The sequence below is a fragment of the Knoellia sp. AC549 genome, from assembly GCF_979258975.1.
In genome coordinates, this window is the sequence record NZ_OZ409890.1 from 3,482,315 (window position 1) to 3,505,550 (window position 23,236).

21 protein-coding genes and 3 tRNA genes are annotated in these 23,236 nt (G+C 70.0%); 16 read left to right on the top strand and 8 right to left on the bottom strand.

Annotated features, from left to right (window positions below):
- The first annotated feature begins 12 nt into the window (after positions 1 to 12).
- The 5 genes from ACZZ98_RS16930 (at position 13) to ACZZ98_RS16950 (ending at position 2,529) form a co-directional block, all read left to right on the top strand.
- The gene (locus ACZZ98_RS16930) at positions 13 to 921 is read left to right on the top strand and encodes a PPK2 family polyphosphate kinase (RefSeq protein WP_463517336.1); all 909 of its coding nucleotides are present in this window, start codon (positions 13 to 15) and stop codon (positions 919 to 921) included.
- Between the two features lie 97 nt (positions 922 to 1,018).
- Positions 1,019 to 2,191 carry a YihY/virulence factor BrkB family protein gene (locus ACZZ98_RS16935; RefSeq protein WP_463517337.1) on the top strand — a complete coding sequence of 391 codons (1,173 nt, stop codon included), beginning with the start codon at positions 1,019 to 1,021 and terminating at the stop codon, positions 2,189 to 2,191.
- A 79-nt stretch (positions 2,192 to 2,270) separates the two neighbouring features.
- Positions 2,271 to 2,343, top strand: a tRNA-Gly gene (locus ACZZ98_RS16940).
- A gap of 23 nt (positions 2,344 to 2,366) precedes the next feature.
- A tRNA-Cys gene (locus ACZZ98_RS16945) sits at positions 2,367 to 2,437 on the top strand.
- Positions 2,438 to 2,454: 17 nt separating this feature from the next.
- Positions 2,455 to 2,529: transfer RNA gene (locus tag ACZZ98_RS16950), tRNA-Val, on the top strand.
- A 164-nt stretch (positions 2,530 to 2,693) separates the two neighbouring features.
- Here ACZZ98_RS16950 and ACZZ98_RS16955 read toward each other — a convergent pair.
- The 4 genes from ACZZ98_RS16955 to ACZZ98_RS16970 all read right to left on the bottom strand — a co-directional run bounded on the left by ACZZ98_RS16955 (position 2,694) and on the right by ACZZ98_RS16970 (position 6,783).
- The gene (locus ACZZ98_RS16955; protein WP_463517338.1) at positions 2,694 to 3,080 is read right to left on the bottom strand and encodes a hypothetical protein; all 387 of its coding nucleotides are present in this window, start codon (positions 3,078 to 3,080) and stop codon (positions 2,694 to 2,696) included.
- 18 nt (positions 3,081 to 3,098) lie between these two features.
- Positions 3,099 to 4,478 (bottom strand): DUF4331 domain-containing protein, encoded by a 1,380-nt coding sequence (locus tag ACZZ98_RS16960; RefSeq protein ID WP_463517339.1) that lies wholly within the window; start codon positions 4,476 to 4,478, stop codon positions 3,099 to 3,101.
- Between the two features lie 4 nt (positions 4,479 to 4,482).
- Positions 4,483 to 4,734, bottom strand: coding sequence for a hypothetical protein (locus ACZZ98_RS16965; RefSeq protein WP_463517340.1), 252 nt, complete (start codon positions 4,732 to 4,734; stop codon positions 4,483 to 4,485).
- A gap of 123 nt (positions 4,735 to 4,857) precedes the next feature.
- On the bottom strand, positions 4,858 to 6,783 hold the full coding sequence (locus ACZZ98_RS16970; protein ID WP_463517341.1) for a DUF5107 domain-containing protein: 1,926 nt from the start codon (positions 6,781 to 6,783) through the stop codon (positions 4,858 to 4,860).
- 223 nt (positions 6,784 to 7,006) lie between these two features.
- Between ACZZ98_RS16970 and ngcE the strand changes: the two genes are divergently transcribed.
- From ngcE to ACZZ98_RS16985, 3 genes are all read left to right on the top strand, one after another.
- Positions 7,007 to 8,422, top strand: coding sequence for an N-acetylglucosamine/diacetylchitobiose ABC transporter substrate-binding protein (ngcE, locus tag ACZZ98_RS16975; RefSeq protein ID WP_463517342.1), 1,416 nt, complete (start codon positions 7,007 to 7,009; stop codon positions 8,420 to 8,422).
- A gap of 125 nt (positions 8,423 to 8,547) precedes the next feature.
- On the top strand, positions 8,548 to 9,522 hold the full coding sequence (locus ACZZ98_RS16980; protein ID WP_463517343.1) for a carbohydrate ABC transporter permease: 975 nt from the start codon (positions 8,548 to 8,550) through the stop codon (positions 9,520 to 9,522).
- The gene (locus tag ACZZ98_RS16985) at positions 9,522 to 10,418 is read left to right on the top strand and encodes a carbohydrate ABC transporter permease (protein WP_463517344.1); all 897 of its coding nucleotides are present in this window, start codon (positions 9,522 to 9,524) and stop codon (positions 10,416 to 10,418) included. Before ACZZ98_RS16980 ends, ACZZ98_RS16985 begins: the two co-directional genes overlap by 1 nt.
- 24 nt (positions 10,419 to 10,442) lie before the next feature.
- Here ACZZ98_RS16985 and ACZZ98_RS16990 read toward each other — a convergent pair whose 3' ends face one another.
- Positions 10,443 to 12,368: an ATP-binding response regulator gene (locus ACZZ98_RS16990; RefSeq protein WP_463517345.1), complete on the bottom strand. Its 1,926-nt coding sequence runs from the start codon at positions 12,366 to 12,368 to the stop codon at positions 10,443 to 10,445.
- Positions 12,369 to 12,523: 155 nt separating this feature from the next.
- On the opposite strand from ACZZ98_RS16990, the gene ACZZ98_RS16995 reads away from it, so the two are divergent.
- The 5 genes from ACZZ98_RS16995 to ACZZ98_RS17015 all read left to right on the top strand — a co-directional run bounded on the left by ACZZ98_RS16995 (position 12,524) and on the right by ACZZ98_RS17015 (position 16,715).
- A complete protein-coding gene (locus ACZZ98_RS16995) occupies positions 12,524 to 12,832 on the top strand; it encodes a hypothetical protein (RefSeq protein WP_463517346.1) in 309 nt (102 codons plus the stop codon).
- 17 nt (positions 12,833 to 12,849) lie between these two features.
- Complete coding sequence (locus ACZZ98_RS17000) at positions 12,850 to 13,881, top strand: AAA family ATPase (RefSeq protein WP_463517347.1); 1,032 nt, start codon at positions 12,850 to 12,852, stop codon at positions 13,879 to 13,881.
- Positions 13,874 to 14,821, top strand: a complete 948-nt coding sequence (locus ACZZ98_RS17005; RefSeq protein ID WP_463517348.1) for a DUF58 domain-containing protein — start codon at positions 13,874 to 13,876, stop codon at positions 14,819 to 14,821. The genes ACZZ98_RS17000 and ACZZ98_RS17005 overlap by 8 nt, the downstream gene beginning before the upstream one ends.
- Positions 14,818 to 15,768, top strand: coding sequence for a VWA domain-containing protein (locus ACZZ98_RS17010; RefSeq protein ID WP_463517349.1), 951 nt, complete (start codon positions 14,818 to 14,820; stop codon positions 15,766 to 15,768). Before ACZZ98_RS17005 ends, ACZZ98_RS17010 begins: the two co-directional genes overlap by 4 nt.
- Before the next feature lie 179 nt (positions 15,769 to 15,947).
- Entirely contained in the window at positions 15,948 to 16,715 is a 768-nt protein-coding gene (locus ACZZ98_RS17015; RefSeq protein ID WP_463517350.1) for a S1C family serine protease, read from the top strand.
- On the opposite strand, the gene ACZZ98_RS17020 is transcribed toward ACZZ98_RS17015, so the two are convergent.
- From ACZZ98_RS17020 to ACZZ98_RS17030, 3 genes are read right to left on the bottom strand one after another with little or no spacing between them, the layout of a single operon-like run.
- Positions 16,702 to 17,184: a DUF6328 family protein gene (locus tag ACZZ98_RS17020; RefSeq protein ID WP_463517351.1), complete on the bottom strand. Its 483-nt coding sequence runs from the start codon at positions 17,182 to 17,184 to the stop codon at positions 16,702 to 16,704. The two genes, ACZZ98_RS17015 and ACZZ98_RS17020, sit on opposite strands and share 14 nt — an antisense overlap.
- Before the next feature lie 21 nt (positions 17,185 to 17,205).
- Positions 17,206 to 18,345 carry a thiolase family protein gene (locus ACZZ98_RS17025; RefSeq protein WP_463517352.1) on the bottom strand — a complete coding sequence of 380 codons (1,140 nt, stop codon included), beginning with the start codon at positions 18,343 to 18,345 and terminating at the stop codon, positions 17,206 to 17,208.
- Entirely contained in the window at positions 18,342 to 19,376 is a 1,035-nt protein-coding gene (locus tag ACZZ98_RS17030; protein ID WP_463517353.1) for a class I adenylate-forming enzyme family protein, read from the bottom strand. Before ACZZ98_RS17030 ends, ACZZ98_RS17025 begins: the two co-directional genes overlap by 4 nt.
- A gap of 58 nt (positions 19,377 to 19,434) precedes the next feature.
- Here ACZZ98_RS17030 and kdpF point away from each other — a divergent pair, with 58 nt between their 5' ends.
- Genes kdpF through kdpB form a run of 3 tightly spaced genes read left to right on the top strand, consistent with a single transcriptional unit; the run spans position 19,435 to position 23,233 of the window.
- A complete protein-coding gene (kdpF, locus tag ACZZ98_RS17035; RefSeq protein ID WP_463517354.1) occupies positions 19,435 to 19,560 on the top strand; it encodes a K(+)-transporting ATPase subunit F in 126 nt (41 codons plus the stop codon).
- Positions 19,560 to 21,209, top strand: a complete 1,650-nt coding sequence (gene kdpA, locus ACZZ98_RS17040) for a potassium-transporting ATPase subunit KdpA (RefSeq protein ID WP_463517355.1) — start codon at positions 19,560 to 19,562, stop codon at positions 21,207 to 21,209. The genes kdpF and kdpA overlap by 1 nt, the downstream gene beginning before the upstream one ends.
- Positions 21,206 to 23,233, top strand: a complete 2,028-nt coding sequence (gene kdpB / locus ACZZ98_RS17045) for a potassium-transporting ATPase subunit KdpB (RefSeq protein WP_463517356.1) — start codon at positions 21,206 to 21,208, stop codon at positions 23,231 to 23,233. Before kdpA ends, kdpB begins: the two co-directional genes overlap by 4 nt.
- Positions 23,234 to 23,236 lie beyond the last annotated feature (3 nt).

Below are 23,236 nucleotides of genomic sequence, written 5' to 3' on the forward strand. Positions count from 1 at the left end.
CCGAGTGACAGGATGCGGGAATGGCGAAGAAGAAGCTCGAAGGACAAGAAGGCCGGCAAGGACGCGAAGGTCGCGGCCGTCACGCCCACGTCGTTCACGGAGGCGCTGCGCGTCGGTGAGGGGTTCGAGCTCCTTGCTCTGGATCCGCGTTCGACGCCGGGCTTCGACGGCGACAAGGTGGCCGGCGTGGAAGCACTCACAGGACTCGGTGACCAGCTGGCCGAGCTGCAGGAGCGGCTCTATGCCGAGTCCAAGGCCGGCGGGAAGCGGTCTGTCCTGCTGATCATCCAGGGCATGGACACCTCCGGCAAGGGCGGCATCATGCGGCACGTCGTCGGTGCCTTCGACCCGCAGGGTGTCGACATCACCTCGTTCAAGGCGCCCTCGGCGGAGGAGCGCAGGCACCCGTTCCTCTGGCGCATCCGCAACGCTCTGCCGGAGGCGGGCCAGATCGGTGTCTTCGACCGGTCCCACTACGAGGACGTCCTCATCGTGCGGGTGCACGACCTCGTCCCGCCCGCCCAGTGGTCACGGCGCTACGCCCAGATCAACACCTTCGAGAAGAAGGTCGTCGCGTCCGGCACGACCGTCATCAAGGTCATGCTCCACATCTCCAGCGACGAGCAGAAGGCACGGCTCGCCGAGCGGCTCGAGCGGCCCGACAAGCACTGGAAGTTCAACCCCGGCGACCTCGACGAGCGGGCGCACTGGGCGGCCTACCAGGAGGCCTACCAGGCAGCGGTCGAGAAGTGCTCGACCGACGACGCGCCCTGGTTCGTCGTGCCGGCCGACCGCAAGTGGTACGCCCGGCTGGCGGTGACCAACCTGGTCCTCGAGCACCTCACCGCCCTCGACCCGCAGTGGCCAGAGGCCGACTTCGACGTCGCAGCGGAGCAGAAGCGCCTGGCGGAGACGCCCTAGTCCGCACCGGGACCGGCGATGGTTCGTGACCCGCTCGTGTCGCGCGAAGAACGTGTCCTGGGCTCTCGCCCGCCGGTGCGCCAGATAGCGTGAACGCGTGAATGGTGCGAAGCGACGCCTCAGGGGGTGGCTGGCGCGGTTCCCTGCTCTGGAGTCGCTGGCCCGCCTCACCGTCGAGACGATCCGCATCTGCCTGCGCTACCGCGTGACGGGGCTGGCCTCCGAGGCCGGCTTCTTCGCGCTGCTGTCCCTGCCGCCGCTCGTCCTCGGGCTCTTCGGCGGGGTCGGCTATGTGGGGCGCTGGCTCGGTCAGGACACGGTCCAGCAGGTGCGGTTGGCGATCGCCGAGTATGCCGGCCGCTTCCTCACCGAGGACATCATCTCGAGGACGTTGTCACCGACCGTCGACGACGTCTTCCAGGACGGGCGCTTCGACCTCATCTCGGTCGGCTTCGTGCTGTCGCTGTGGTCCGGGTCGCGAGCGCTCAACGTGCTCGTCGACACCGTCTCGATCATGTACGGGCAGTCCGGGGTGCGCGGCATCGTGCCCACGCGGGCGCTCAGCTTCTCGCTCTACGTCGTGGCCCTGCTCGTCGGGGTCATCACCATCCCGCTCGTGCTCATCGGACCGACGCTTCTCGGGGACTTCCTGCCGGACGCCTGGGACTTCCTCACCCTCCTCTACTGGCCGGTCGTCTCGCTGCTCGTCATCGCCACGTTCACGAGCCTGTACCACGTGTCCACCCCACTGCGGAGCCCCTGGACCCGCGACATCCCCGGCGCGGTGCTCACCCTGCTGATCTGGGTCGTGGCCTCGTTCGCAGTGCGGGGAACCATCGCCGCCTCGCTCGGCGGGGCCTCCATCTATGGGCCGCTCAGCGCGCCGATCGTCCTGCTCATCTGGCTCTACATGCTGGCCATCGCCGTCCTCATCGGCGCCGCCCTCAACGCCGCCATCCGCAACCTCTGGCCGGCCGGGGACGACCGTGGGCTGCGGGAGCGGCTGGCCGACCTGGTCCTGCCAGGGAGGAGTGCGGCCAACACGGAACGAGCTGCGGAGAGGGAGGACACCCGGGGGGCCGGTGGGCGTGGCGGCGAGGGGAAGAGCGACGAGGACGTCGACGAAGGCGCCGAGCGAGGTGCTGGCGAAGGTGCCGACGACGACCTCGACCTCAGCGGCATCCGCGACGCGGCGCGGCGTCCGCTGACCCCGATCAACGACGACGAAACCCTGGTGATCCCCCGGATCCGAGTCGGATCGGGCCGGTGAAACGGGTGGGTTTGGAGTTCACGTCCGGGATCAGTTAATGTCTCTCCGCACGCCACGAACGAAAGTTCGTGAGTGTTTCGCGGATGTAGCTCAGTTGGTAGAGCGCAACCTTGCCAAGGTTGAGGTCGCCGGTTCGAACCCGGTCATCCGCTCGGAGGGTTAGCCACCCCTCAATGGTGGAGTGGCCGAGAGGCGAGGCAGCGGCCTGCAAAGCCGTTTACACGGGTTCAAATCCCGTCTCCACCTCAAGTAGTACCCCTCACGGGCGATTGGCGCAGCGGTAGCGCGCTTCCCTGACACGGAAGAGGTCACTGGTTCGATCCCAGTATCGCCCACCACGACGACAACCCGCCGGACGGAGAGCTCGCCTCTCCGGCCGGCGGGTTTCGTCGTGCAGGCCGCCGAACCACGACACCCCCGGTCCGCACGCGAGGTGCGGACCGGGGGTGTCGCGGTTCTCGTCCAAGGTCCCTCACCTCCGACGAGCGTGGACGGTCACCGGTCAGACTGCGACCGGTTCATCCGTGGTCGGCCAGTCCACCCAGGTCACCGTCCCACCGCGCGCGGTGGCGGTGAGCGCGACCCGGTCGCCCGGCAGCGGGACGAGGTCGTAGCGACCCTCTTCGAGGTTCGGGTAGACCAACGTGTGAGCGGGTTGGGACGGGCCGGGACGAGCGACGACGGCCACATGCGGGTGGTGATGGGCTGAGCCGTCGTGACTGTGCTGGCCGTGCTCCTCACCGTGGGCGTGCCCGTGGTCGAGCGCACGGATCTCGACCTCGAGGCCCTCGGTCTCGGGTGGCATCGTGACGATGAGCGCGCCGACGGTGCCGCCGATGTCGAGCAGGACAGCGCCCTGGCCGGCCCACGGGTTCTCCGAGCTGGACATGTCTTCCTCCGTCCCGGGTCAGGCGGCCGGTGTGCCGGGAGCGGTCTGGTAGCCGCCCGCCGGGTCGGCCAGGTAGGGGAAGGTGTCGCGGTAGGGCAGGTTGGTGTTGGTGGTCCCGTCGGTCAGGCCGGCGCTGGCTGCGTCAGGCGTGTAGGACGGGTCCACGAGGGGGATGGTCGCCCCGGCGACCGCACGCAGCTCGATGGCCACGACGTCGTCGACGATGCGTCGCCCGTTGGGGAACCCGGCGGCGTCGCCAGCGACCAGTCCGATGGGGTTCGGGTTGGCGCTCGGTGGGACAGCGACGTTGAGCCGGAGCATGTCCGCCTGCGTCGGACCGGTGTAGTTCTGGAAACCGGGGACGACGCCGGAGGGGATCCCGGTCAGGAGGATGGCGAGCAGGTCCGCCCGGTCCTTCTTGTAGGCCGCGAGCTTCGGGAACACCCCGGGGTAGAGGACGGGGAGCAGGCGGGCGAGCTCGGGCTGGGCGACGTACCTGGCGTAGTCGCGGTCGTTGCGAGGCCTCGCGGTGTTCCACGCGTCCTTGCGAGCCATCGGCGTGATGACCTCGTTGAAGAGAGGGTTGCCCAGGCGGGACACCTGGCTCCACGGGCCGTGGAAGACGTGCTTGCCACGGCGGCCGTCCCAGATCCTCGACTTCTGTCGGCTCGCTGTGGCCCAGACCCCGATGACGGATCCGGCCGAGGCCACGTCCGTGGGTCGGTTCCCGCCGCGCGTGAGGTCGCGGATGGGGACCTGGATGGCGATGCTGTGGACGTTGAGTCCCTGGGTCCCGTTGACTCCTGCCGCCGTTGCCGACGGGATGAGGTGGGCCATCTGGAACGGGCGCAGGGTCCCGAGGTCGAAGATGCTGCCGAGGTCGACGTGGAAGCCGTCGCCACGCTGACCCGCGAAGACCTTGCGGCCCCCCTGGATCGACTGCACGGCCTGCTCGGTGAACCGGGCGTAGTCCGGCGTCGAGCGCGGCCCGATGTTGACGGGCGGGCAGGGGAGGTTGCTGGCGAGCGTGCGAGGGCGGTCGCCCCTGGCCATCCGGCTGACCGAGTAGTGCTGGGGCCGGTTCCACGCCGGGTCGGAGATGGAACCGATGGGGCCGGTGTTGTAGAGGAACGTGTTGTCGTTGCGGATCTTGGTGGTGAATCGGAACTGGTAGGTCACGTCGGCCCGGGCGTCGCCCTTGTTGCTGACGTGGATCTCGTAGAGCACGTCGTCACCGAACTCGTAGAAGTTCGGCCCGCCCTGCGGGTTCTGGAACGGGATGAAGTTGGCGACCAGGGTGACGGTGTCGGGCTTGTCGGGGCTGACGAAGGCGTAGACGTCGGTGTTGTCGGCGACGGGGTCCTTCGAGACCTCTGGGGCTTCGCGGTGCGAGGACATGTCGTCAGCCCCTTGCCGCGCGCGTGAGGCGACGGACGAGGTCGGCGTCGTGGACGGTGACCTCTTCCTCGCCGAGCATGAGGGTCAGTCGACCGGTCTGGGGGTCGTCCACCCAGGCCACGAGTCGTTCGGGGGTGCCGCCTGACTCGGTGGGGGCGGCCGAGGCCGAGGCCGAGAACGCGGTCGTGGTCACCGCAGCAGCTGCTGCACTGCCTCCGGCGCCGGCGATAAAGGTCCGCCTGTTCGTGTCTTTCATCGTTCTCCTCCGCTCGAGCGCAGCCGAGACGTTCGGTCGCGCCGGGCCACGGGGCTCGAACAGGGATGCTCGCGCGGGAAGTGACCCACCTCACATTCGGAGCGGAGCCGGGTCCGGATTGGGTCAGGCCGGACCGGCTTCTCCGGGTTCGTCGGTGGGAGGGGGAGAGGACATCCGGAAGTCAAGGTGGGCGGGCACGGGCTCGCCGGGACGCAACCGCTCCCACAGCTCGGAGAGCGTCTGGTCACCCTCTGCCAGGTCGGGCACCTCGAGGTCCTCGAGGAGGTCGAGGGCAGCCCGGTCCTTGCCCGACGCGGCCAAGGCCTGCGCCAGCAGCATCCGGGTGCGTCCGTGGGTGCGCACACCGGCCGGCAGGTCCTCCACGGTCGCCACGACCTCGTCGTGGCGGCCGGCGTCTCGCAGTGCCTCGAGCACCTCGACGGCCAGGCGGCGGTCGTCGGGTGCGAGGGCACGTGCCCGGCGATACAGCTCGACGCGACGGGTGGGGTCGTCGGACAGCAGGGCCAGCCCTCGCAGCGCCACTGCCGTGGGTTGAAGCTCACAGCTCTGCTCGTATGCCGTGCGCGCACCTTCGAGGTCCCCACGCACGTGGCGTGCGGTGCCGAGTGCGTACTCGACCCACCAGCCGGCTCCTCTGACCCGCTCGGCCTCCAGGCGTGCGACCCACCGGTCCGAGACCACCGGCAGGGACGGGTGGTCCACCGAGATGTCGTCGAGGGCGCCGCCGTCGTCGTCCTCGACGAGTCGGCGCAGGGGCAGGCTCTCGTCGGCGACCTCCGGGAAGGGCGTGCCGTCGGGACCGGCTGCGTGGCGCAGGGCCAGCTCTGCCCGACCCCACCCAGAGCCGGTGTGGACCAGCTCGCCGGGCACCGAGTCCGCGACGTCCCGGAGCCACGCCTCGTGCTGCTCGGCCAGCCACTGCGGCGGCGCCGCACGGTGGACGGCATCGCGCGCGGCTGCGGCGGCCGTCGGGTAGTCGCCCCCAGCCACGGCAGGGTCCAGGTCGAGGGGGAGGAACGCCTCGGTCCAGCTGATGCTGTCGTCGCCGTGGAGGAGGTCGTGCTCCAGCTGGGTCGGGCACACCCCGGCCTGGATCTCGAGGTAGCGGGACCCGGCGGAGCCGAGCCACTCCTGCCAGCGGCGCCCACCGGGGCCGTGTCCCCAGAAGAACAGCTTGCGGCCCCGTAGGGCCGCGGTGGACGTCTGGCCGAGGCCTCGGCCGTCCGGTTCGACGGCCGCGACCATCCGACCCTCCTGGTCGCCGACCTCGTAGAAGTAGTCGGCGGCATACCTGCTGGCCCGGGCGACGCTCACGTCGACCGCGTCCGGTCCGTCCGGTCCGTCCGGTCCGTCCGGTGCGTCCGGGAAGGGGACGGGCACGCGCTCGAGGACCCCGGCGTAGTCGGTGCGCCACGCCGTGCTGGCCGGCACGAGCACCCGCGTGCCCGGCGTCTCCGGGACCGCGATGTTGGTCCAGTAGTAGAGAGGCTTGGGTTCGGGATCGGGGTTGTGCACCCGCGTGGATGCCATCAGCCGCGCGCCGCTGAGCCACAGGTCGACCTGGAGGACGAGGTCACGGGTGCGCTCCCACTCCCAAAGGCGCACGACCGGTCCCAGCGTCGTGTCCAGGATGGCGGCGTGCATCGGCTGGTTCGACAGGGTGGTGTGGCCGGTCGACCCGAGGTTCCACTCGATGCCACCCGCGAACCACGCGTTCGTGAGGCCGAAGTTGGCCCAACGCAGGCGCGAGCTCTGGTGGACCAGCTGCCGTTCCTGCCCGTCCTCGAGGGACGCGAGGGACCAGACCCGGCCGCCGAGCGAGGGAAGCACCACAGCTCGCACCACGCCGTTGTCGAGCTCGATGGCGGGCAGCTGCAGGTTCTCGTCGGCCCGGTCGTAGTCGCTGAGCACGCCGTAGGGCAGCGGTGAGGCCAGCGGTCCTCGCTGGATCCGCTCCACCATTTCCGCGTCGGCGGCGTCGCTGACTCGTATGGTGGTCGCACCACGCACGGGTGTGATTGCCGCCATCGGACTCGTCGGTCCGGCCGAGGTTCCTGTCACGGGCAGGGACCGGAGGCGAGCGGAGGCGGGTCGTTGTTCGGTCATGTCACAAACAGTGCTCGATTGTGAGTGATTGGGTCAACATCCTTGACACAATCAATCACGCCGAGCACGATATGGCCATTGCCACAGATCACCGTGGTGCCCAACGACGGGTGGTGTTTCCGCCCCGTACCGGAAGTAGGAGTGGATGAACCCTCGAGGCAAGCAAGTGGATCGGCGCACGATCGTGCGTCTGGCGTTCGCGGGAGGCCTCGCGCTTCCTGCTCTGTCCCTGGCTGGCTGTGCCACCGGTGGCGGCGAGTCCGACGACGCCCCCAGCGCTGCGGGCGGGAGCAAGAGCGACACGAACCCGTTCGGCATGGCTGACAAGGCCACCGTCGAGGCCGTCATCTTCAACGGCGGCTACGGCTTCGACTACGTCACCTTCGCGGCCAACCTCGCGCAGAAGAACCAGGCCGGCAGCACGTTCACGGTCAAGCCCTCGACCCAGATCGCCCAGGAGCTCCAGCCCCGCTTCGTCGGCGGCAACCCGCCGGACCTCATCGACAACTCGGGTGCGAACGCGATCGGCCTCAGCACGATCGCCGACCAGCTCGAGGACCTCAAGGACGTCTTCGCCGCCAAGAACCTCGAGGGCACGACGATCCAGGACACGCTCTACCCGGGCGTCGAGTCTCCCGGCACGATCGGCGACAAGCTCGTGGCCATCAACTACGTCCAGACCGTCTACGCAATCTGGTACTCCGCGTCGCTGTTCGAGGCCAACGGCTGGACCGCGCCCAAGACGTGGGACGAGGCCATCGACCTCGGAGCCAAGGCCAAGGCCAAGGGCAAGTTCCTCATGCTGTGGGGCAAGGAGGCCGCGACCTACTACCAGACGCTCGCGCTCGCCTCGGCGATGAAGGAGGGTGGCGACGAGGTCCGCCTGTCCTTCGAGAACCTCAAGCCCGACTGCTGGTCGCACCCGGCCATGCAGGGCGTCATCAAGGCGATGGAGACGATCGTCAAGAACGGCTACATGAAGCCCGGTGGTGGTGGAACCCAGTTCACCGCCGCCCAGGCCCAGTGGAGCAACGACCAGGCAGCACTGCTCTACCCGTCCGGTTCCTGGATCGAGAACGAGATCAAGGACCAGACCAAGGAGGGCTTCATGATGACGGGCGCCCCGGAGATGACCCTCACCTCCGGCTCCCAGATGCCCTACACGGCTCTGCACTCGGCCGCCGGTGAGCCGTTCATCGTGCCGAGCAAGTCCAAGAACCCCGCCGGTGGCAAGGAGCTTCTGCGGACCATGCTGTCCAAGGAGGCGGCGACGAACTTCGCCAAGACCAAGCTGTCCGCGACCATCGTCAAGGACACCGTGCCCGAGGACGGCTTCGGCTCCACGGCTCTGCAGTCCCAGGGCAAGATGCTCAAGGAGGCCGGGGACGACGTGTTCACCTGGAACTTCGTCGACATCTACGGCATGAACCAGGACCAGCTCGTCCCGTGGAATGCCTTCCTCTCCGGACAGATCGACGCGGCCGCCCTCACGAAGCAGCTGCAGGCCATCACCGACAAGGTCGCCAAGGACTCGTCGGTCAAGAAGGTCGAGGTCAGCTGACCCCTGTGCCCGGCCCGGCACCCCTGTGCCAGGCCGGGCACAATCTTGCCCACCCCGTGTCTCGGGCGGGTTGACGCCGCCACGACCGGCACCCGCCGGTCCGGCCGAAGGAAGCAAGGACACCCATGACCACAGTCATTCCCCGCACCACGGCGAGCGTGATGAAGAAGCCACGACGACGGCGTATGCCGTTGGCGCGCAAGGGCTTCCTCCTCGTGACACTCGGCATCCCGTTCGCCTTCTACACGGTGTTCGTGCTGTGGCCGTTCCTCCAGGCGTTCATCTACTCGCTCACCAACTGGAGCGGGTTCTCCGACACCTTCGACTTCGTCGGGCTCGCGAACTACCAGAACCTCCTCACGGACGACATCTTCCTCAAGGCCGTCCGCAACAACCTGCTCCTCGCGCTGGTCGTCCCCTTCACCACCATCGTGCTGGCCCTGGCGCTGGCCACGATGGTCACGGTCGGCGGGGCAGGCACGGGCGCCGTGCGCGGTCTCAGCCGGTCCTCGCTCTACCGCATCGTGTCGTTCTTCCCCTACACGATCCCGGCCATCGTCATCGGCCTCGTGTGGGCGCAGATGTTCGACCCCTCCGCGGGTCTGGTCAACGGGGTGCTCACCTCGCTCGGGCTCGACAAGTTCGAGTCCTTCGCGTGGCTCGGTGAGGTCTCCACGGCCATGCCGGTGACGATGTTCGTCATCATCTGGGGCTTCGTCGGCTTCTACATGGTGCTCTTCATCGCCGCCATCAAGGGCATCCCCGCCGAGCTCTACGACGCCGCCCGGGTCGATGGGGCCGGACGCATCCGGATGACGATGATGGTCACCCTCCCGATGGTGCGCGAGACCATCCAGACCGCCTACATCTATCTCGGCATCCTCGCGCTCGACGCGTTCGTCTACATGGCGGCCCTCAACGCGAGCGGCGGCCCGCAGAACTCCACCCTGACGATCACCCAGGACCTGTTCAACACCGCCTTCAAGAAGGGCCAGTTCGGTCTGGCCAGCGCCATGGGTGTCGTCCTCGCCGTGCTGACCCTGCTGTTCGCCGCCACCGTCTTCCTCGTCAACCGCCTCACCGGTGGGAAGGACCGCTGATGACCACCGAGACCCCCACCAAGGTCACCGCACCGAAGGCGCCGAACACCTCGGAGGGTGAGGCGTCCAGAGGAGACCGCACCGTCTCCGTGGTGTCCCACATCGTGCTGTCGATCTGGACCGTCATCGTCGTGCTTCCGCTGGTCTGGGTCTTCCTGTCGTCGTGGAAGACGACGAGCGAGATCTTCCAGTCGCCGCTGTCGCTGCCCGAGAACTGGTCCTTCGACAACTACGTCAACGCCTGGACCGACTCCAACATCGGCCAGTACATGCTCAACTCGGTCATCGTCGTCACCGCGTCGCTGGTCATCGTCATGGTCCTGGGCTCCGCGGCGGCATACTCCCTCGCGAGGTATCCCTTCCCCGGCAGCAGCATCGTGTACTATCTCATCCTCGCCGGCCTGACCTTCCCGGTCTTCCTCGCGATCGTGCCGCTGTTCTTCGTGCTCAAGAACACCGGACTCCTCAACACCCTGCCGGGCCTCATCGCCACCTATGTCGCGTTCGCCTTCCCCTTCACGGTGTTCTTCCTGTTCCCGTTCTTCCGAGCGCTGCCGCAGGAGATCGCCGAGGCCGCCGAGCTGGACGGTGCGGGGGAGTGGCGCACCTTCTTCCAGGTGATGCTGCCCATGGCTCGCCCCGGCATCGTCGCCATCTCGATCTTCAACTTCCTCGGCCTGTGGAACCAGTTCCTGCTGCCGGTGGCCCTCAACACCAACGAGGACAACTACGTCCTCTCGCAGGGGATGGCGCGCTTCGCCTCGCAGGCCGGGTATGCCGTGGACTTCGGCCAGCTCTTCGCGGCCGTGGTCATCACGATCGCCCCCGTGCTGGCGGTCTACATCATCTCGCAGCGCCAGCTCCAGGGATCCCTGTCGCAAGGCACGATGAAGTAGCGGTTCACCCCGCTCGGTTGACCGTCAGACGCGACCGAGCGGGTCGGTGACCGGGGGAGTGCGTGACCGGTCGCCGTCCCGGGCGATCGCGCGGTCGGGGAGCCAGACGACGAACGTGCTGCCCACCCCGACCTCGCTGAAGAGGTCGATCCGGCCCTCGTGGGACTCGACGACCTGGCGAGAGATCGCCAGTCCCAGCCCGTGACCGCTGTTGTCACCGGCTGGTCCGGTCCGGCCGAACCGGTGGAAGACCCGCTCCCGGTCTTCGGGGGCGATGCCCGGTCCGCTGTCGCGCACGGCCACCCACGCCCAACCCTGCATCGAGCCCGAGGCGATGGTGATGTCCTCGCCACCGGGGGAGAGGCGCACCGCGTTGGCGAGGATGTTGTCGAGAGCTCGCGACAGGGCCTCCGAGTCGGCGATGACGCGAGGACCCGGCGCGAGTCGCCGGTCGAGCCGCAGGCCCCGGGCCTGGGCCAGGAGTCGGTGCTCCTCGACGACCTGAGCGGCGAGCTCGGAGAGGTCCACCTCGCGGTCGACGAAGGCTCCCGACCGGCTGCGCGCCGTGGCGAGGAGGTCGTCGACGAGGCTGGCCATGCGGGAGGTGGCTCGCGACACGAGATGGGCCGCGTGGGCCCGGTCCTGCGCCGACACGTCCTCCCGGGAGAGGACGGCGTCCACGTTGGCCTGGACGACGGCGATGGGGTTGCGCAGCTCGTGCGACACGTCGTCGACGAGGGCGCGCTGGGCGCTGAACGACTTCTCCAGCCGTCCCAGCATGTCGTCCACGGTGTCGGCGAGGGTGCGCAGCTCGTCGTGGGGGCCCGTCGCCGCGATGCGCCGGGAGAGGTCGGAGGCGGTGATCTCCTGCGCTGTCGTCGTGATGCGACCGACCGGTCGCAGGGCGCGACCGGCGACCCACCAGCCGATGAGGAGGCTGATGAGGAAGAGCACGGCCAGGGCGATGAAGGAGTACGTCCGCAGGGTCTCGAGGGTGTTGTAGTTGACGTACTCCTGGACGTCGCGGATGTCCGCGGCCTGGAAGTCCTCTCCCGGGCGGTAGCTCACGATCCCGCCGTCGCCCTTCTGGAACTTCTTCACCGTCACCGGGTCGAGCGGCTTCGACTCGATCGACCGTGAGAGCGCGAGATAGACCGCTCCGAGGAGCAGCGAGGTGATGCCGAAGAGCAGTCCCGAGTAGGTCAGGGTCAGCCGGGTGCGGATGGTGCGCGTCCAGGCGGGCGCTCTCACGTGGGGTCGCCTCCCTCGCGCAGCCGGTAGCCCCGTCCGATGACGGTCTCGAGCAGCGGGACCTCGTCCCCGGTGGAGAAGCTTGCGACGCAGCGTGCCGACGGTGACGCGCACGGTCTGGGTGAACGGGTCGGCGTTCTCGTCCCACACGTGCTCGAGCAGCTCCTCGGTCGAGACGACGTGCCAGGGGCGGCTCATGAGGTAGCGCAGGACACCGAACTCCTTGAGCGTGAGCGAGAGCTCGCGCACCCCACGATGGGCGATCTGGCGGCTCGTGTCGAGGGTGAGGTCCCCCACGCGCAGGACCGACGTGGAGCCGCGGACGTCGCGTCGCAGCAGGGCCCGCAACCTGGCCGTGAGCTCCGGGAGCGCGAACGGCTTGACCAAGTAGTCGTCGGCCCCCACGTCGAGACCCCTGACCCGGTCGGGCAGGCCGCTGCGAGCGGTGAGCATGAGGATGCGGACGTCCCGACCGGACGGGGTCGGCAGCGCACCGGAGCGCAGCCCCTCGGCGATCTCGAACCCGTTGCCGTCCGGCAGCGTGAGGTCGAGCAGGACCATGTCGTATGCCGTGAGGGCGAGCTTCTCGCTCGCCTCCCGTCGCGACGTGGCGAGGTCGACGGCATACCCCTCACGCACCAGGCCGATGCGCAACGCACTGGCCAGGCCTTCCTCGTCCTCGATGATGAGCACCCGCATGGGCTCACCGTAGCCGCGGCCGGACGCCTCGTCCCAACGCTCTTTCGGTGCCCTTTCTCCGCCCTTGCCGCTCGTTTTCGCACCCTCTTGATGGTCTGGGTCCACGGCCCGCCACGGCGGTGGGCCAGGCACCCAACCGGACCCCGAGGAGCGACATGACCAACCACGACGACCACACCTTCAGCTCGACGCCCGGACCTGACGAGGACACGGCCCCCCGAGCCAGGCGGTTCGCCGTCGCGGGGGCCGCGGCACTGATGCTCGCGCTGGGAGGTGCGGGGGCGGCATACGCCGTCGGTGGAGGGGGTGCGGACACGGAGGGCGTCCAGTACGGCACCTTCGTCGAGTCGCCCGCCGGGCCCGCTGCGACTGGCGCCGACCGCGAGGACTGCCCCGAGAAGGACGGCAGCGGATCGGGAAGCCCCTCGGCCACGCCCGAGACTCCGGACGCGGGCACGCTGTGACGCAAGAGCAGCGGACGGTGCAGCCGCAGTCCGGTGGCGCGGCGCTCGAACGCACCCTCTTCGAGGTGAAGAAGGTCGTCGTCGGGCAGGACCACATGGTCGAGCGGATGCTCGTCGGCCTCATCGCTCGCGGGCACGTCCTCCTCGAGGGCGTGCCCGGTGTGGCAAAGACCCTCGCCGTCCGGACCCTCGCCGAGGCGATCGGTGGGACGTTCAGCCGGCTCCAGTTCACCCCCGACCTCATGCCCGGCGACATCGTCGGCACGCGGGTCTGGCGTCCGTCGAGCGACGCGTTCGACACCGAGCTGGGCCCGATCTTCGCCAACCTCGTCCTCGCGGACGAGATCAACCGCGCGCCGGCCAAGGTGCAGTCGGCCCTGCTCGAGGCGATGGCCGAGCGCCAGGTGACGATCGGCGGTAGGACGTTCGCCCTGCCCTCCCCGTTCCTCGTGCTCGCGACCCAGAACCCGATCGAGTCCGAGGGCGTCTACCAGCTCCCCGAGGCGCAGCGGGACCGCTTCCTCCTCAAGGTCGACGTGGGCTACCCCACCGACGTCGAGGAGCTGACGATCCTGCAGCGCATGAGCGTGGACCCACCGCGGGCCCACCTCACCCTCGAGCTCGACGAGGTCCAGGAGCTGCAACGGGCCGCCGACCGGGTCTTCGTCCATCACGCGGTCGCGCAGTATGCCGTGGGGCTCGTCATCGCGACCCGCGAGCCGCACCGGTTCGGGCTGGGCCACCTCGACGGTGTCGTCAACTTCGGCGTCAGTCCCCGCGCCACGCTGGGCCTCGTCGCCGCGGGCCGGGCACTCGCCCTGCTCCGCGGTCGGGACTACGTCCTGCCCGGAGACATCGCCGACATCGCCCCCGACGTCCTCTCGCACCGCATCGTCCTGTCCTTCGAGGCGGTCGCCGACGGTGTCGACCCACGAGCCGTCGCCAGTGCGGTCCTCGCCGCCGTGCCGGTCCCGGAGGTGGCTCCGACGCAGCACGACTCGGTCGTGGCCGGCGCAGCGCCGCCGACCGGGCAGGGCGGCCATGGCTGACCCGACACGTGACCGGTCCCGCGCCGGGGACCGGGCCTTCAAGGCGCTCGACCTCGTCGTCCGGCGTCGGCTCAACGGCCTGCTGCAGGGCGACCGCACCGGCACCCGGCTGGGCGCCGGGTCGGACCCGGAGGAGGTCGTCCGCTACCGGGCGGGCGAGGACGACGTGCGTCGGATGGACTGGAACGTCACCGCGCGCACGGGCGAGCCGCACGTCTGGCGACCCCTCGCCGAGCACGAGCTCGACACGTGGGTGCTCGTCGACGAGACGCCGAGCATGGACTTCGGCACGGCGCTGAGCGAGAAGCGGGACGTGGCCGGATGGGTCGCCGGGTCCGTCGGCCTGCTCACCGACGGGCCCGGCAACCGGGTCGGCGTCGCGCACCTCACCCCGACCGGCCTCGAGTGGGACGCTCCACTCCCGGGGCGGGTCAGCGCCCGCCGCACGCTCAGGTCGGTGACCGGTGCACCGCGCGCCGACCGCCGGGTCGACACGACGACGCTGGGCGAGGCGATCACCGCGCTCGAGCGGCGGCACCGACGACCGGGACTGCGAGTCGTCGTCAGCGACTTCGTCGACCCCGACGGCGCCACCGAGCGACCGTTCACCTGGGAGCCGGCCCTGCGTCGGCTCTCGGCGCGGCACGACGTGATCGTCGTCGAGGTCCTCGACCCGCGAGAGCTGGAGCTGCCCGACCTCGGGCTGGTCGTCCTCCGGGACCCGGAGTCCGGACGAGCGCGTGAGGTGCACACGACCCCTGTGCTGAGGCAGCGATACGCCGAGCTCGCCGCACGACACCGAGCGGCCGTCGCCGATGCCGTCCGGGCGAGCGGCGCCGGTCACGTGGTCGTCCGCACCGACTCCGACTGGGTGCGCGACCTGGCCCGCTACATCCTCTCCCGGCGTCGAACGCGTCGGGTCGACCGGAAGGTTCGATGATGCAGCTCCTCTCACCCTTGTGGCTCCTCCTCCTCATCCCGCTGGCGGCGTTGGCAGCCACCTACGTCGTCCTGCAACGACGCAGACGCAGGTATGCCGTCCGGTTCGCTGCGCTCCCGCTGCTCGACAAGGTGGCGCCCCAGCAGCCCGGCTGGCGCCGCCACGCGCCGGCTGCCGCGTTCCTACTCGCCCTCACGGCCCTGGGGCTGGCCGCGGCGCGGCCGGTCATCGACGTCCGGGTGCCCCATGAACGCGCCACCGTCATCGTGGCCATCGACGTGTCCCGCTCGATGGAGGCGACCGATGTGGAGCCGAACCGCATGGAGGCCGCCCGCAATGCCGCAGCGGCGTTCATCGAGAACCTCCCGGAGACGTTCAACGTCGGTCTCGTGACGTTCGCCGGATCCACGTCCGTGCTCGCTGCCCCGACGACCGACCATGACTCCGTGGCAGCAGCGCTGGACAACCTCCCCATGGCCAACAGCACGGCGATCGGAGAGGCGGTCTTCACCTCGCTCGACCAGGTGGCGTCGATGGCCGAGGGGGAGGCGGACGTCGACGTGCCTGCGCGGATCGTCCTGCTGTCCGACGGCACGAACACCTCGGGCCGCAGCCCGGAGGAGGCGGCGACCGCGGCGACCGAGGCCGCGGTCCCGGTGTCGACCATCGCCTACGGCACACAGGACGGCACGGTCGAGCTCCAGGGGCAGGTCATCCCGGTCCCCGTGGACGTCGAGTCCCTCGCCACGCTTGCCGAGGGCACGGGCGGGCAGGCCTACACGGCCGAGAGCGGGGACGAGCTCGCCGAGGTCTATGACGACATCGGCTCCTCCATCGGCTGGCGCACCGAGCCGCGCGAGATCACGCCCTACCTCTCAGCCCTCGGATTCCTCCTCGGTCTGGCAGCCGGAGCCATGTCGCTCCGGTGGTTCGCCCGCCTCCCGTGAACACCCCCTCAGGAGAAGACATGTCGCTCATGCCTCCAGACCACACCCCCCGCAGTGGTCCAGCCAGCCCTCAGCGATGGCTCGGCCTCGGGCAGCCGGCGGGACCTGACTTCCTCCGCCGCCCCCTGCCCGGCCCGCCCGCCCTGGCAGGCCCCCCAGACTCGACCGGGAGTGCAACGGTGCCCCCCGGTCGGGAGCGGCGACGCAGCCGGCTCCCCGCGCTCCTCCTGGCATCAGCGTTGTCAGGCGGGCTCGCAGGCGCCGGCGCAGCCGTCGTGCTCGGCCCGGACGACGCCCCTTCGTCCGGGCCGGGCATCGTCGCCCAACCACCCACGGGACGCGCACCTGCGTCCGGTGCGGGCACCGAGGAGGCCGCGGCGCAGACGATCCTGCCGAGCGTGGTCCAGATCCGGGCCGGGCGCTCCACCGGGTCGGGCTTCGTCCTCGACGACCGCGGTCATGTCATGACGAACCACCATGTCATCGAGGGTGAGTCGTCGGTGACCCTCCAGCTCGCCGGCGGCCGCACAGTGAGGGCCACCGTCGTCGGAAGCAGCGAGCAGGACGACATCGCCGTGCTGCGCGCCAACCCGCAGGCTCTCGAGCCGGCGCAGATCGGGCAGTCCTCGGCCCTGCGGATCGGTCAGCCGGTGATCGCCGTCGGGTCCCCGCTCGGCCTCGACGGGACGGTCACGGCCGGCATCGTGAGCACGGTGGAGCGGTCGGCGCGACTCGGGGGAGGCGCGAGCCAACGCGTCATCCAGACCGACGCCTCGATCAACCCGGGCAACTCCGGCGGCCCGCTCGTCAACCTCGACGGCCAGGTCGTCGGCGTCAACACGGCGATCGCGACCATCAGCGGACGGGCCTCGGGGTCGATCGGGATCGGCTTCGCCGTGCCCATCGACCGGGCCGTCGACGTCGCCGAGGACATCATCGACGGGTGAGGCGATGCCGGACGACGAGCGGGAGCACCCACCAGCTGACGCGGAACACCATCACGGCCACGGCGGCGGCACCCAGCGCGACACCTCGACCCATCACGACGTCGAAGATGAGGAAGGTCGCCGCGGTGATGCTGACGGCCAGGATGACGAGCCCGGTGCGAGCCGCGATGTCGGCGAAGCGCACCAGCTCGGCCTTGGCCTGCCGCCTGAACATCAGCCGATGCGCACTGACCGGCGCCACGAAGAGGGCTGTGGCGAGGACCGCGGTCGTGAGGGCGACGAGGTAGGCGTTGCGCTGGACCTCCGTGATCGTCCCGAAGCGCTGCTGGAAGGGAAGCGTCAGCAGGAAGCCGGCGAGCAGCTGGACCCCCGTCTGGGTGACGCGCAGCTCCTGGAGGCGCTCGTCCCAGTTGCGGTCGAACCGCTCGGTGTCGGTCTCGTCCCTGTCGGCGGCGGGTGCGGATTCCATCCTCTGACCGTACCCATTCGGTCAGCCGACACGCTGGACCAACAGGGCGACTCCCTGGCCACCGCCGACGGCGATGGTGGCGAGCCCCAGCTCGGGGCCGTCGTGGCGGACCATCTGGCTGAACAGGCGGACTGCCAGCACGGCACCGGACGCAGCCCACGGATGGCCCAGCGCGAGGGCGCCGCCCTCGACGCACACCCGTTCCTCGTCGAGCCCGAGCTCGTCGCAGCACGCCAGCACCTGGGCGGCGAAGGCCTCGTTGACCTCGATCGCTCCCACGTCATCGAGCGCCACATCGTTGCGGCGCAGCAGATCTCGCACGGCTGACACCGGCCCGACGCCCGGGAGGTTGGGGTCCGAACCGACCGTTGCCCAGTCGATGCAGGCCAGACCGGGTATGCCGTCCGCCCGCCGTTGCGCCTCGGTCACCACCGCGACCGCGGCGGCACCGTCGTTGATCCCGCAGGCGTTGCCCGCCGTGACTGTGCCCCCGACTGTGAAGGCTGAGGGGAGTCGGGCCAGGGTATGGAGGCGAAGGCCGGTACGGACGCGTTGGTCAGCCGACAGCTGGGGAAGCGGCACGAGCTCGTCGTCGAAGCGGCCGGCAGCGCGAGCCGCGGCCGCGCGGGAATGGGAGCGGACGGCATACGCGTCCTGTCGTTCGCGTGTGATGCCCCAGCGGCGAGCGACGTCGTCGGCGGCCGCGCCCATCTCGGGGTCGCCGATCTCCGCCGGCGCGAAGGGTGCGCGCGAATACCGCTGCGGCACAGTGTCATGCGCCGGGGGCCAGAAGCGCCACGGCGCGGTGCTGGCACTCTCAGCGCCACCGGCGAGCGCGCTCTCGACCGAGCCGGAGCGGATGAGCGCGCAGGCCGTCGTGAGGGCGGCCAGCCCGCTCCCGCACTGCAGGTCGACGGTCATGGCAGGCGTCGCGACGTCGAACCCGGCCGCCAGGGCAGCGACGCGCGCGACGTTGCCACCCGGTCCCATGCAGTTGCCCAGGACGACGTGCGCAGGTGTGGTGAGCCCGGCATCGTCGGCGGTCGCTCGCAGGGTGGGAGCGGCCAGGCCGATGACGTCGACGTCGCGCAGGGCGAGCCCGGCAGTGCCGATGGGGGTCCGTCGTGCGGCGACGATGACGGGGGTCCGGTCGTCGATCACGCCGTGGGCTCCATGGCACGCTCGGCCGCGAGGCGGCTCCGAACCTGCGCGCGGTCGACCTTGCCGGCCGCTGTCAGGGGCAGCTCGGTCCAGACGTGCCAGCGTCGAGGAACGTGCGTGCGTGCCACGAGCTCGGCTGTGCGGGAACGCAGCTCGTCGACGTCGAGGGGGAGGGCGCCGACGACGACGACCTCGAGCAGCTCGCCGAGCTCGGCATGGGGCGAACCGATGGCCACGGCCCCGGAGATCCCCGGGAGGGTGAGGACCGCGGCTTCCACATCGGCGCACAGCACCGTCGCGCCCCCTGTCGTCACGGCGTCGTCACCGCGGCCGAGGACGACGAGCCCGAGCTCGTCTTCGAGACGCCCTCGGTCACCGACGGTCGCCCAGCCTTCGCCGTCGCGGACCAGGGGACCGCGCTGCCCGGGGGCATACCCGTCGGCGAGCCATGGGCTTCGCGCCCAGATCACCCCGTCGCGCAGGTCGACCTCGACCTCGGGGAAGGGGTCCATGCGACTATCGACGCGCATCGCCACGAAGCTGAGCTCCGCGGCGCCGTAGTAGTCGACGACGTGCACCCCAGCCGACTCGGCACGCCGTCGCACGGCCTCGGGCAGTGCGGCGCCGGCGCAGACGACGGTGCGCAGCCGGCCGAGGTCACGGTCGAGCAGGCCGATGAGCATCGCCGGTGTGAGGTGCGCCAGCGTGCACGTGGCCAGCGCCGACTCGGCGTCGCGCAGGCTCCACCGGGGCAGGTTCACGGCCTCCGCGCCGACGTGGGCCAGGTGCGCGCGCGCGAACGCGAACATCGACCCGCTCGGCGGCGCCGGCACGAGCACCCGGTCGGTCGCCACCGTCCCGGTGAGCCGGCTGACGTGGTCGAAGCTCGCCTCCCAGGACGCCACTGACCGGTGCACCGTGCGAGCTGCCGCTGTCGTCCCGGACGTGCTCAGCTCGAGCCACGCGCCGCTGTGGGCCTCTCGGAGCACCCCCATCTCGCGGAGGGCGGCCCGGGCCGGAGTGTCGCGCACGGCGCCACGCTCTCACATCCGTCAAGAACGCGTCAGGGCCAGTCAGGGAGCCGTCAAGGTGGCGTCCGCGGACAGCGACGAGCCCTTGACTGACGACGTGATCGAAAACCTCATCGGCGCAGTCGCCGGCACCGCAGTCCTGGCCTACCTCGTGTACGCGCTCCTCCGACCGGACAGGTTCTGATGAGCGACACCGTGAGCGGCCTGCTCACCCTTGGGGTCCTCATCACCCTCCTCGTCGCCGCCGGGGTCCCGCTCGGGTCCTGGCTGGCGACGACGCTCACCGACACCACGCACTGGCGGGCGGAGCGTGCCGTCCATCGGCTGGTGCGTGTCGACGCAGCCGCGGAGCAGGGCTGGAAGTCCTATGCCGCGAGCGTCATCGCGTTCTCCCTCACGGGAATCGCGCTGCTCTTCGCGCTCATCACGAGCCAGAGCCGCCTGCCCCTCTCCCAGGGGACGGACGGCATGTCCTGGCACACGGCCCTCAACACGGCCGTCTCGTTCGTGACGAACACCAACTGGCAGTCGTATGCCGGTGAGGTCGGTGTCGGTCCGCTCGTCCAGACCGTGGGGCTGACCGTCCAGAACTTCGCCTCGGCCGCCGTGGGCATCGCCGTGGTCGGCGCCCTGATGCGGGCGATCGCGCGCTCGAGCACCTCGCTCATCGGGAACTTCTGGGTCGACCTCACCCGCATCGTCATCCGCGTCCTCCTGCCCGGTGCCTTCATCGGCGCCGTCCTGCTCATGCTCGGAGGTGTCATCCAGAACCTCCGGTCGCCGATGACGGTTCTGACCCTGGACGGCGTCGAGCAGGTCCTCCGGGGTGGGCTCGTCGCCTCGCAGGAGGCGATCAAGCAGCTCGGCACCAACGGGGGTGGCTACTTCAACGCCAACTCGGCGCACCCCTTCGAGAACCCGACCCCGTTGACCAACCTCGCCGCCATCTTCCTGATGCTCGTCATCCCGTTCGCCCTCACCCGCACGTTCGGCATCGTCGTCGGCGACCGGCGCCAGGGGTGGGCCCTCACGTCCTTCGCCGGGCTGCTCTGGCTCGGCAGCGTCGCCCTCACGACGTGGGCAGAGATGTCGGCGGCCACAGGCGCACCGGGCTCCATGGAGGGCAAGGAGGTGCGTTTCGGCCTGTGGGGCTCGACGATCTTCGCGGCCTCGACGACCGGCACCTCGACCGGTGCGGTGAACTCCCTGCACGAGAGCTACAGCCCCCTGGGTGGCGGCGTGCTCCTCGGCAACATGCTGCTGGGCGAGATCTCACCGGGCGGGGTGGGGTCCGGGCTCTACGGGATCCTCGTCATCGCGATCCTCTCGGTCTTCGTCGCCGGACTCATGGTGGGGCGGACTCCTGAGTACCTCGGCAAGACCATCGGGCGGCGCGAGGTCACCTGCGCTGCGCTCTCCTCCCTGGTCATGCCCGTGCTCGTCCTCGGCTTCACCGGTGCCTCGCTGGCCATGGCCGGACCCCGCGAGACGATGTCGGCCAGCGGCCCCCACGGCCTGACGGAGGTGCTCTATGCCTACGCCTCAGCCGCCAACAACAACGGCAGCGCCTTCGCGGGGCTCGGAGCCGACAACCCCTGGCACAACCTCACGCTCGCACTGTGCATGCTCCTCGGCAGGTTCCTGCCGATGCTGCTCGTGCTGCGCCTCGCCGGACTCCTCGTCGAGCAGAGGAGGCGGCCGGAGACCGTCGGGACGATGCCCACGCACACGCCGCTCTTCGTCGGCCTGCTGGTCGGCATCGCCCTCATCCTCGCCGGGCTCACCTTCTTCCCGGCACTCGCACTCGGTCCCCTCGCGGAGGCACTCGCATGAACACCGCAGCACTCATGACCGTCGCTCCCCAGGCGTTCGTCAAGCTCGACCCCCGCCACGTCTGGCGGTCACCGGTCATCTTCGTCGTCTGGATCGGCTCCGTCCTCACCACCGGCCTCGCCGTCGCCGACCCGAGCATCTTCGCGTGGTCGATCGCCGGGTGGCTCTGGGCCACAGTGCTCTTCGCCAATGCGGCAGAGGCTGTCGCGGAGGGCCGAGGCAAGGCGCAGGCAGCGAGCCTGCGGGCCTCGAAGCGGGACGCCGTCGCGCGACGGCTCACGCGCTCCGGTGAGGAGAGCGTGCCCGGCAGCGAGCTCCGCATCGGCGACGAGGTGGTCGTCGAGGCGGGAGAGGTCATTCCCGGCGACGGCGACGTCGTCGAGGGTGTCGCCACGGTCGACGAGTCGGCCATCACCGGCGAGTCCGCCCCGGTCATCCGCGAGTCCGGTGGTGACCGGAGCGCGGTGACCGGCGGCACGACCGTCCTGTCCGACCGCATCGTCGTGCGCATCACGACGAAGCCGGGGGAGAGCTTCATCGACCGGATGATCGCCCTCGTCGAGGGTGCGGACCGGCAGAAGACGCCCAACGAGGTGGCCCTGACGATCCTCCTCACGACCCTGACCGTCATCTTCCTGGCCAGCGTCATGGCCATCCAGCCGTTCGCGGCCTACTCGGGCGAGCTCCAGCCGGTCATCGTGCTCATCGCCCTGCTCGTCTGCCTCATCCCGACCACGATCGGGGCACTGCTGTCCGCCATCGGGATCGCCGGCATGGACCGTCTCGTGCAGCGCAACGTCCTTGCCATGTCCGGCCGCGCCGTCGAGGCGGCCGGCGACGTCTCCACCCTGCTCCTCGACAAGACGGGCACGATCACCTTCGGCAACCGGCAGGCGCACGAGATCCTGCCTGCCGAGGGAGGCGAGGAAGGCAGCTCGCTGGCGCAGACGGCATACCTGTCCTCGCTCGCCGACCTCACGCCCGAGGGTCGCTCCATCGTCACGCTGAGCCGCACCCTGGGCGGCATCGAGGACGACCGCAGCGCAGAGTCGCTCAGCCGCCAGGGCGCGGTGGTCCACGAGTTCAGCGCAACCACCCGCATGAGTGGCGTCGACCTGCCTGACGGCACGCGCATCCGCAAGGGCGCCGGGTCAGCAGTGGCGGCGTGGGTCGCCTCCGAGGGTGGCGTCGTGCCACCCGTCGTGGACGAGCTCGTCGCGCGCATCGCCGAGTCCGGGGGCACGCCCCTGGTCGTCGCGAGCGCCTCCCCGGGCGAGCGCGCTCGGGCCGTGGGCGTCATCCATCTCAAGGACGTCGTCAAGCCCGGCATGAAGGAGCGCTTCGACACGTTGCGCGCCATGGGCATCCGCACGGTGATGATCACCGGCGACAACCCGCGCACGGCAGCGGCCATCGCCCGCGAGTCCGGTGTCGACGACTTCCTCGCCGAGGCGACCCCCGAGGACAAGCTGCGGCTCATCCGCAGCGAGCAGGACGGCGGCCGGCTCGTCGCCATGACCGGCGACGGCACCAACGACGCTCCGGCCCTGGCCCAGGCCGACGTCGGCGTGGCGATGAACACCGGGACGTCGGCCGCCAAGGAGGCCGGCAACATGGTCGACCTCGACTCCGACCCGACGAAGCTCATCGAGATCGTCGAGATCGGCAAGCAGCTGCTCATCACGCGGGGCGCGCTCACGACCTTCTCGATCGCCAACGACGTCGCGAAGTACTTCGCGATCATCCCCGCGATGTTCGTCGGCCTCTTCCCGGGGCTCGATGCCCTCAACGTCATGCAGCTGAGCTCGCCCAAGAGCGCCATGCTCTCGGCCGTCATCTTCAACGCGCTCATCATCGTCGCGCTGATTCCCCTGGCGCTCAGGGGAGTTCGCTACCGGCCCTCGAGCGCCGCCGCCCTCCTGCGCCGCAACCTCCTCGTCTACGGGGTCGGTGGCGTCGTCGTGCCTTTCGTCGGCATCAAGCTCATCGACCTCGTCGTCTCGCTCCTACCGGAAATGTCGTGACCG

Bases quoted from the DNA above. Each gene is read 5' to 3' on its own strand.
- ACZZ98_RS16955 (WP_463517338.1), bottom strand. From the start codon at position 3,080: ATGTCCAGCTCGGAGAACCCGTGGGCCGGCCAGGGCGCTGTCCTGCTC.
- ACZZ98_RS16970 (WP_463517341.1), bottom strand. From the start codon at position 6,783: ATGGCGGCAATCACACCCGTGCGTGGTGCGACCACCATACGAGTCAGC.
- ACZZ98_RS16930 (WP_463517336.1), top strand. From the start codon at position 13: ATGCGGGAATGGCGAAGAAGAAGCTCGAAGGACAAGAAGGCCGGCAAG.
- ACZZ98_RS16985 (WP_463517344.1), top strand. From the start codon at position 9,522: ATGACCACCGAGACCCCCACCAAGGTCACCGCACCGAAGGCGCCGAAC.
- ACZZ98_RS16995 (WP_463517346.1), top strand. From the start codon at position 12,524: ATGACCAACCACGACGACCACACCTTCAGCTCGACGCCCGGACCTGAC.
- ACZZ98_RS17005 (WP_463517348.1), top strand. From the start codon at position 13,874: ATGGCTGACCCGACACGTGACCGGTCCCGCGCCGGGGACCGGGCCTTC.
- ACZZ98_RS16965 (WP_463517340.1), bottom strand. From the start codon at position 4,734: ATGAAAGACACGAACAGGCGGACCTTTATCGCCGGCGCCGGAGGCAGT.
- ACZZ98_RS16990 (WP_463517345.1), bottom strand. From the start codon at position 12,368: ATGCGGGTGCTCATCATCGAGGACGAGGAAGGCCTGGCCAGTGCGTTG.
- kdpA (WP_463517355.1), top strand. From the start codon at position 19,560: ATGAGCGACACCGTGAGCGGCCTGCTCACCCTTGGGGTCCTCATCACC.
- kdpB (WP_463517356.1), top strand. From the start codon at position 21,206: ATGAACACCGCAGCACTCATGACCGTCGCTCCCCAGGCGTTCGTCAAG.
- ngcE (WP_463517342.1), top strand. From the start codon at position 7,007: ATGAACCCTCGAGGCAAGCAAGTGGATCGGCGCACGATCGTGCGTCTG.
- ACZZ98_RS17020 (WP_463517351.1), bottom strand. From the start codon at position 17,184: ATGGAATCCGCACCCGCCGCCGACAGGGACGAGACCGACACCGAGCGG.
- ACZZ98_RS16960 (WP_463517339.1), bottom strand. From the start codon at position 4,478: ATGTCCTCGCACCGCGAAGCCCCAGAGGTCTCGAAGGACCCCGTCGCC.
- ACZZ98_RS17010 (WP_463517349.1), top strand. From the start codon at position 14,818: ATGATGCAGCTCCTCTCACCCTTGTGGCTCCTCCTCCTCATCCCGCTG.
- ACZZ98_RS16980 (WP_463517343.1), top strand. From the start codon at position 8,548: ATGACCACAGTCATTCCCCGCACCACGGCGAGCGTGATGAAGAAGCCA.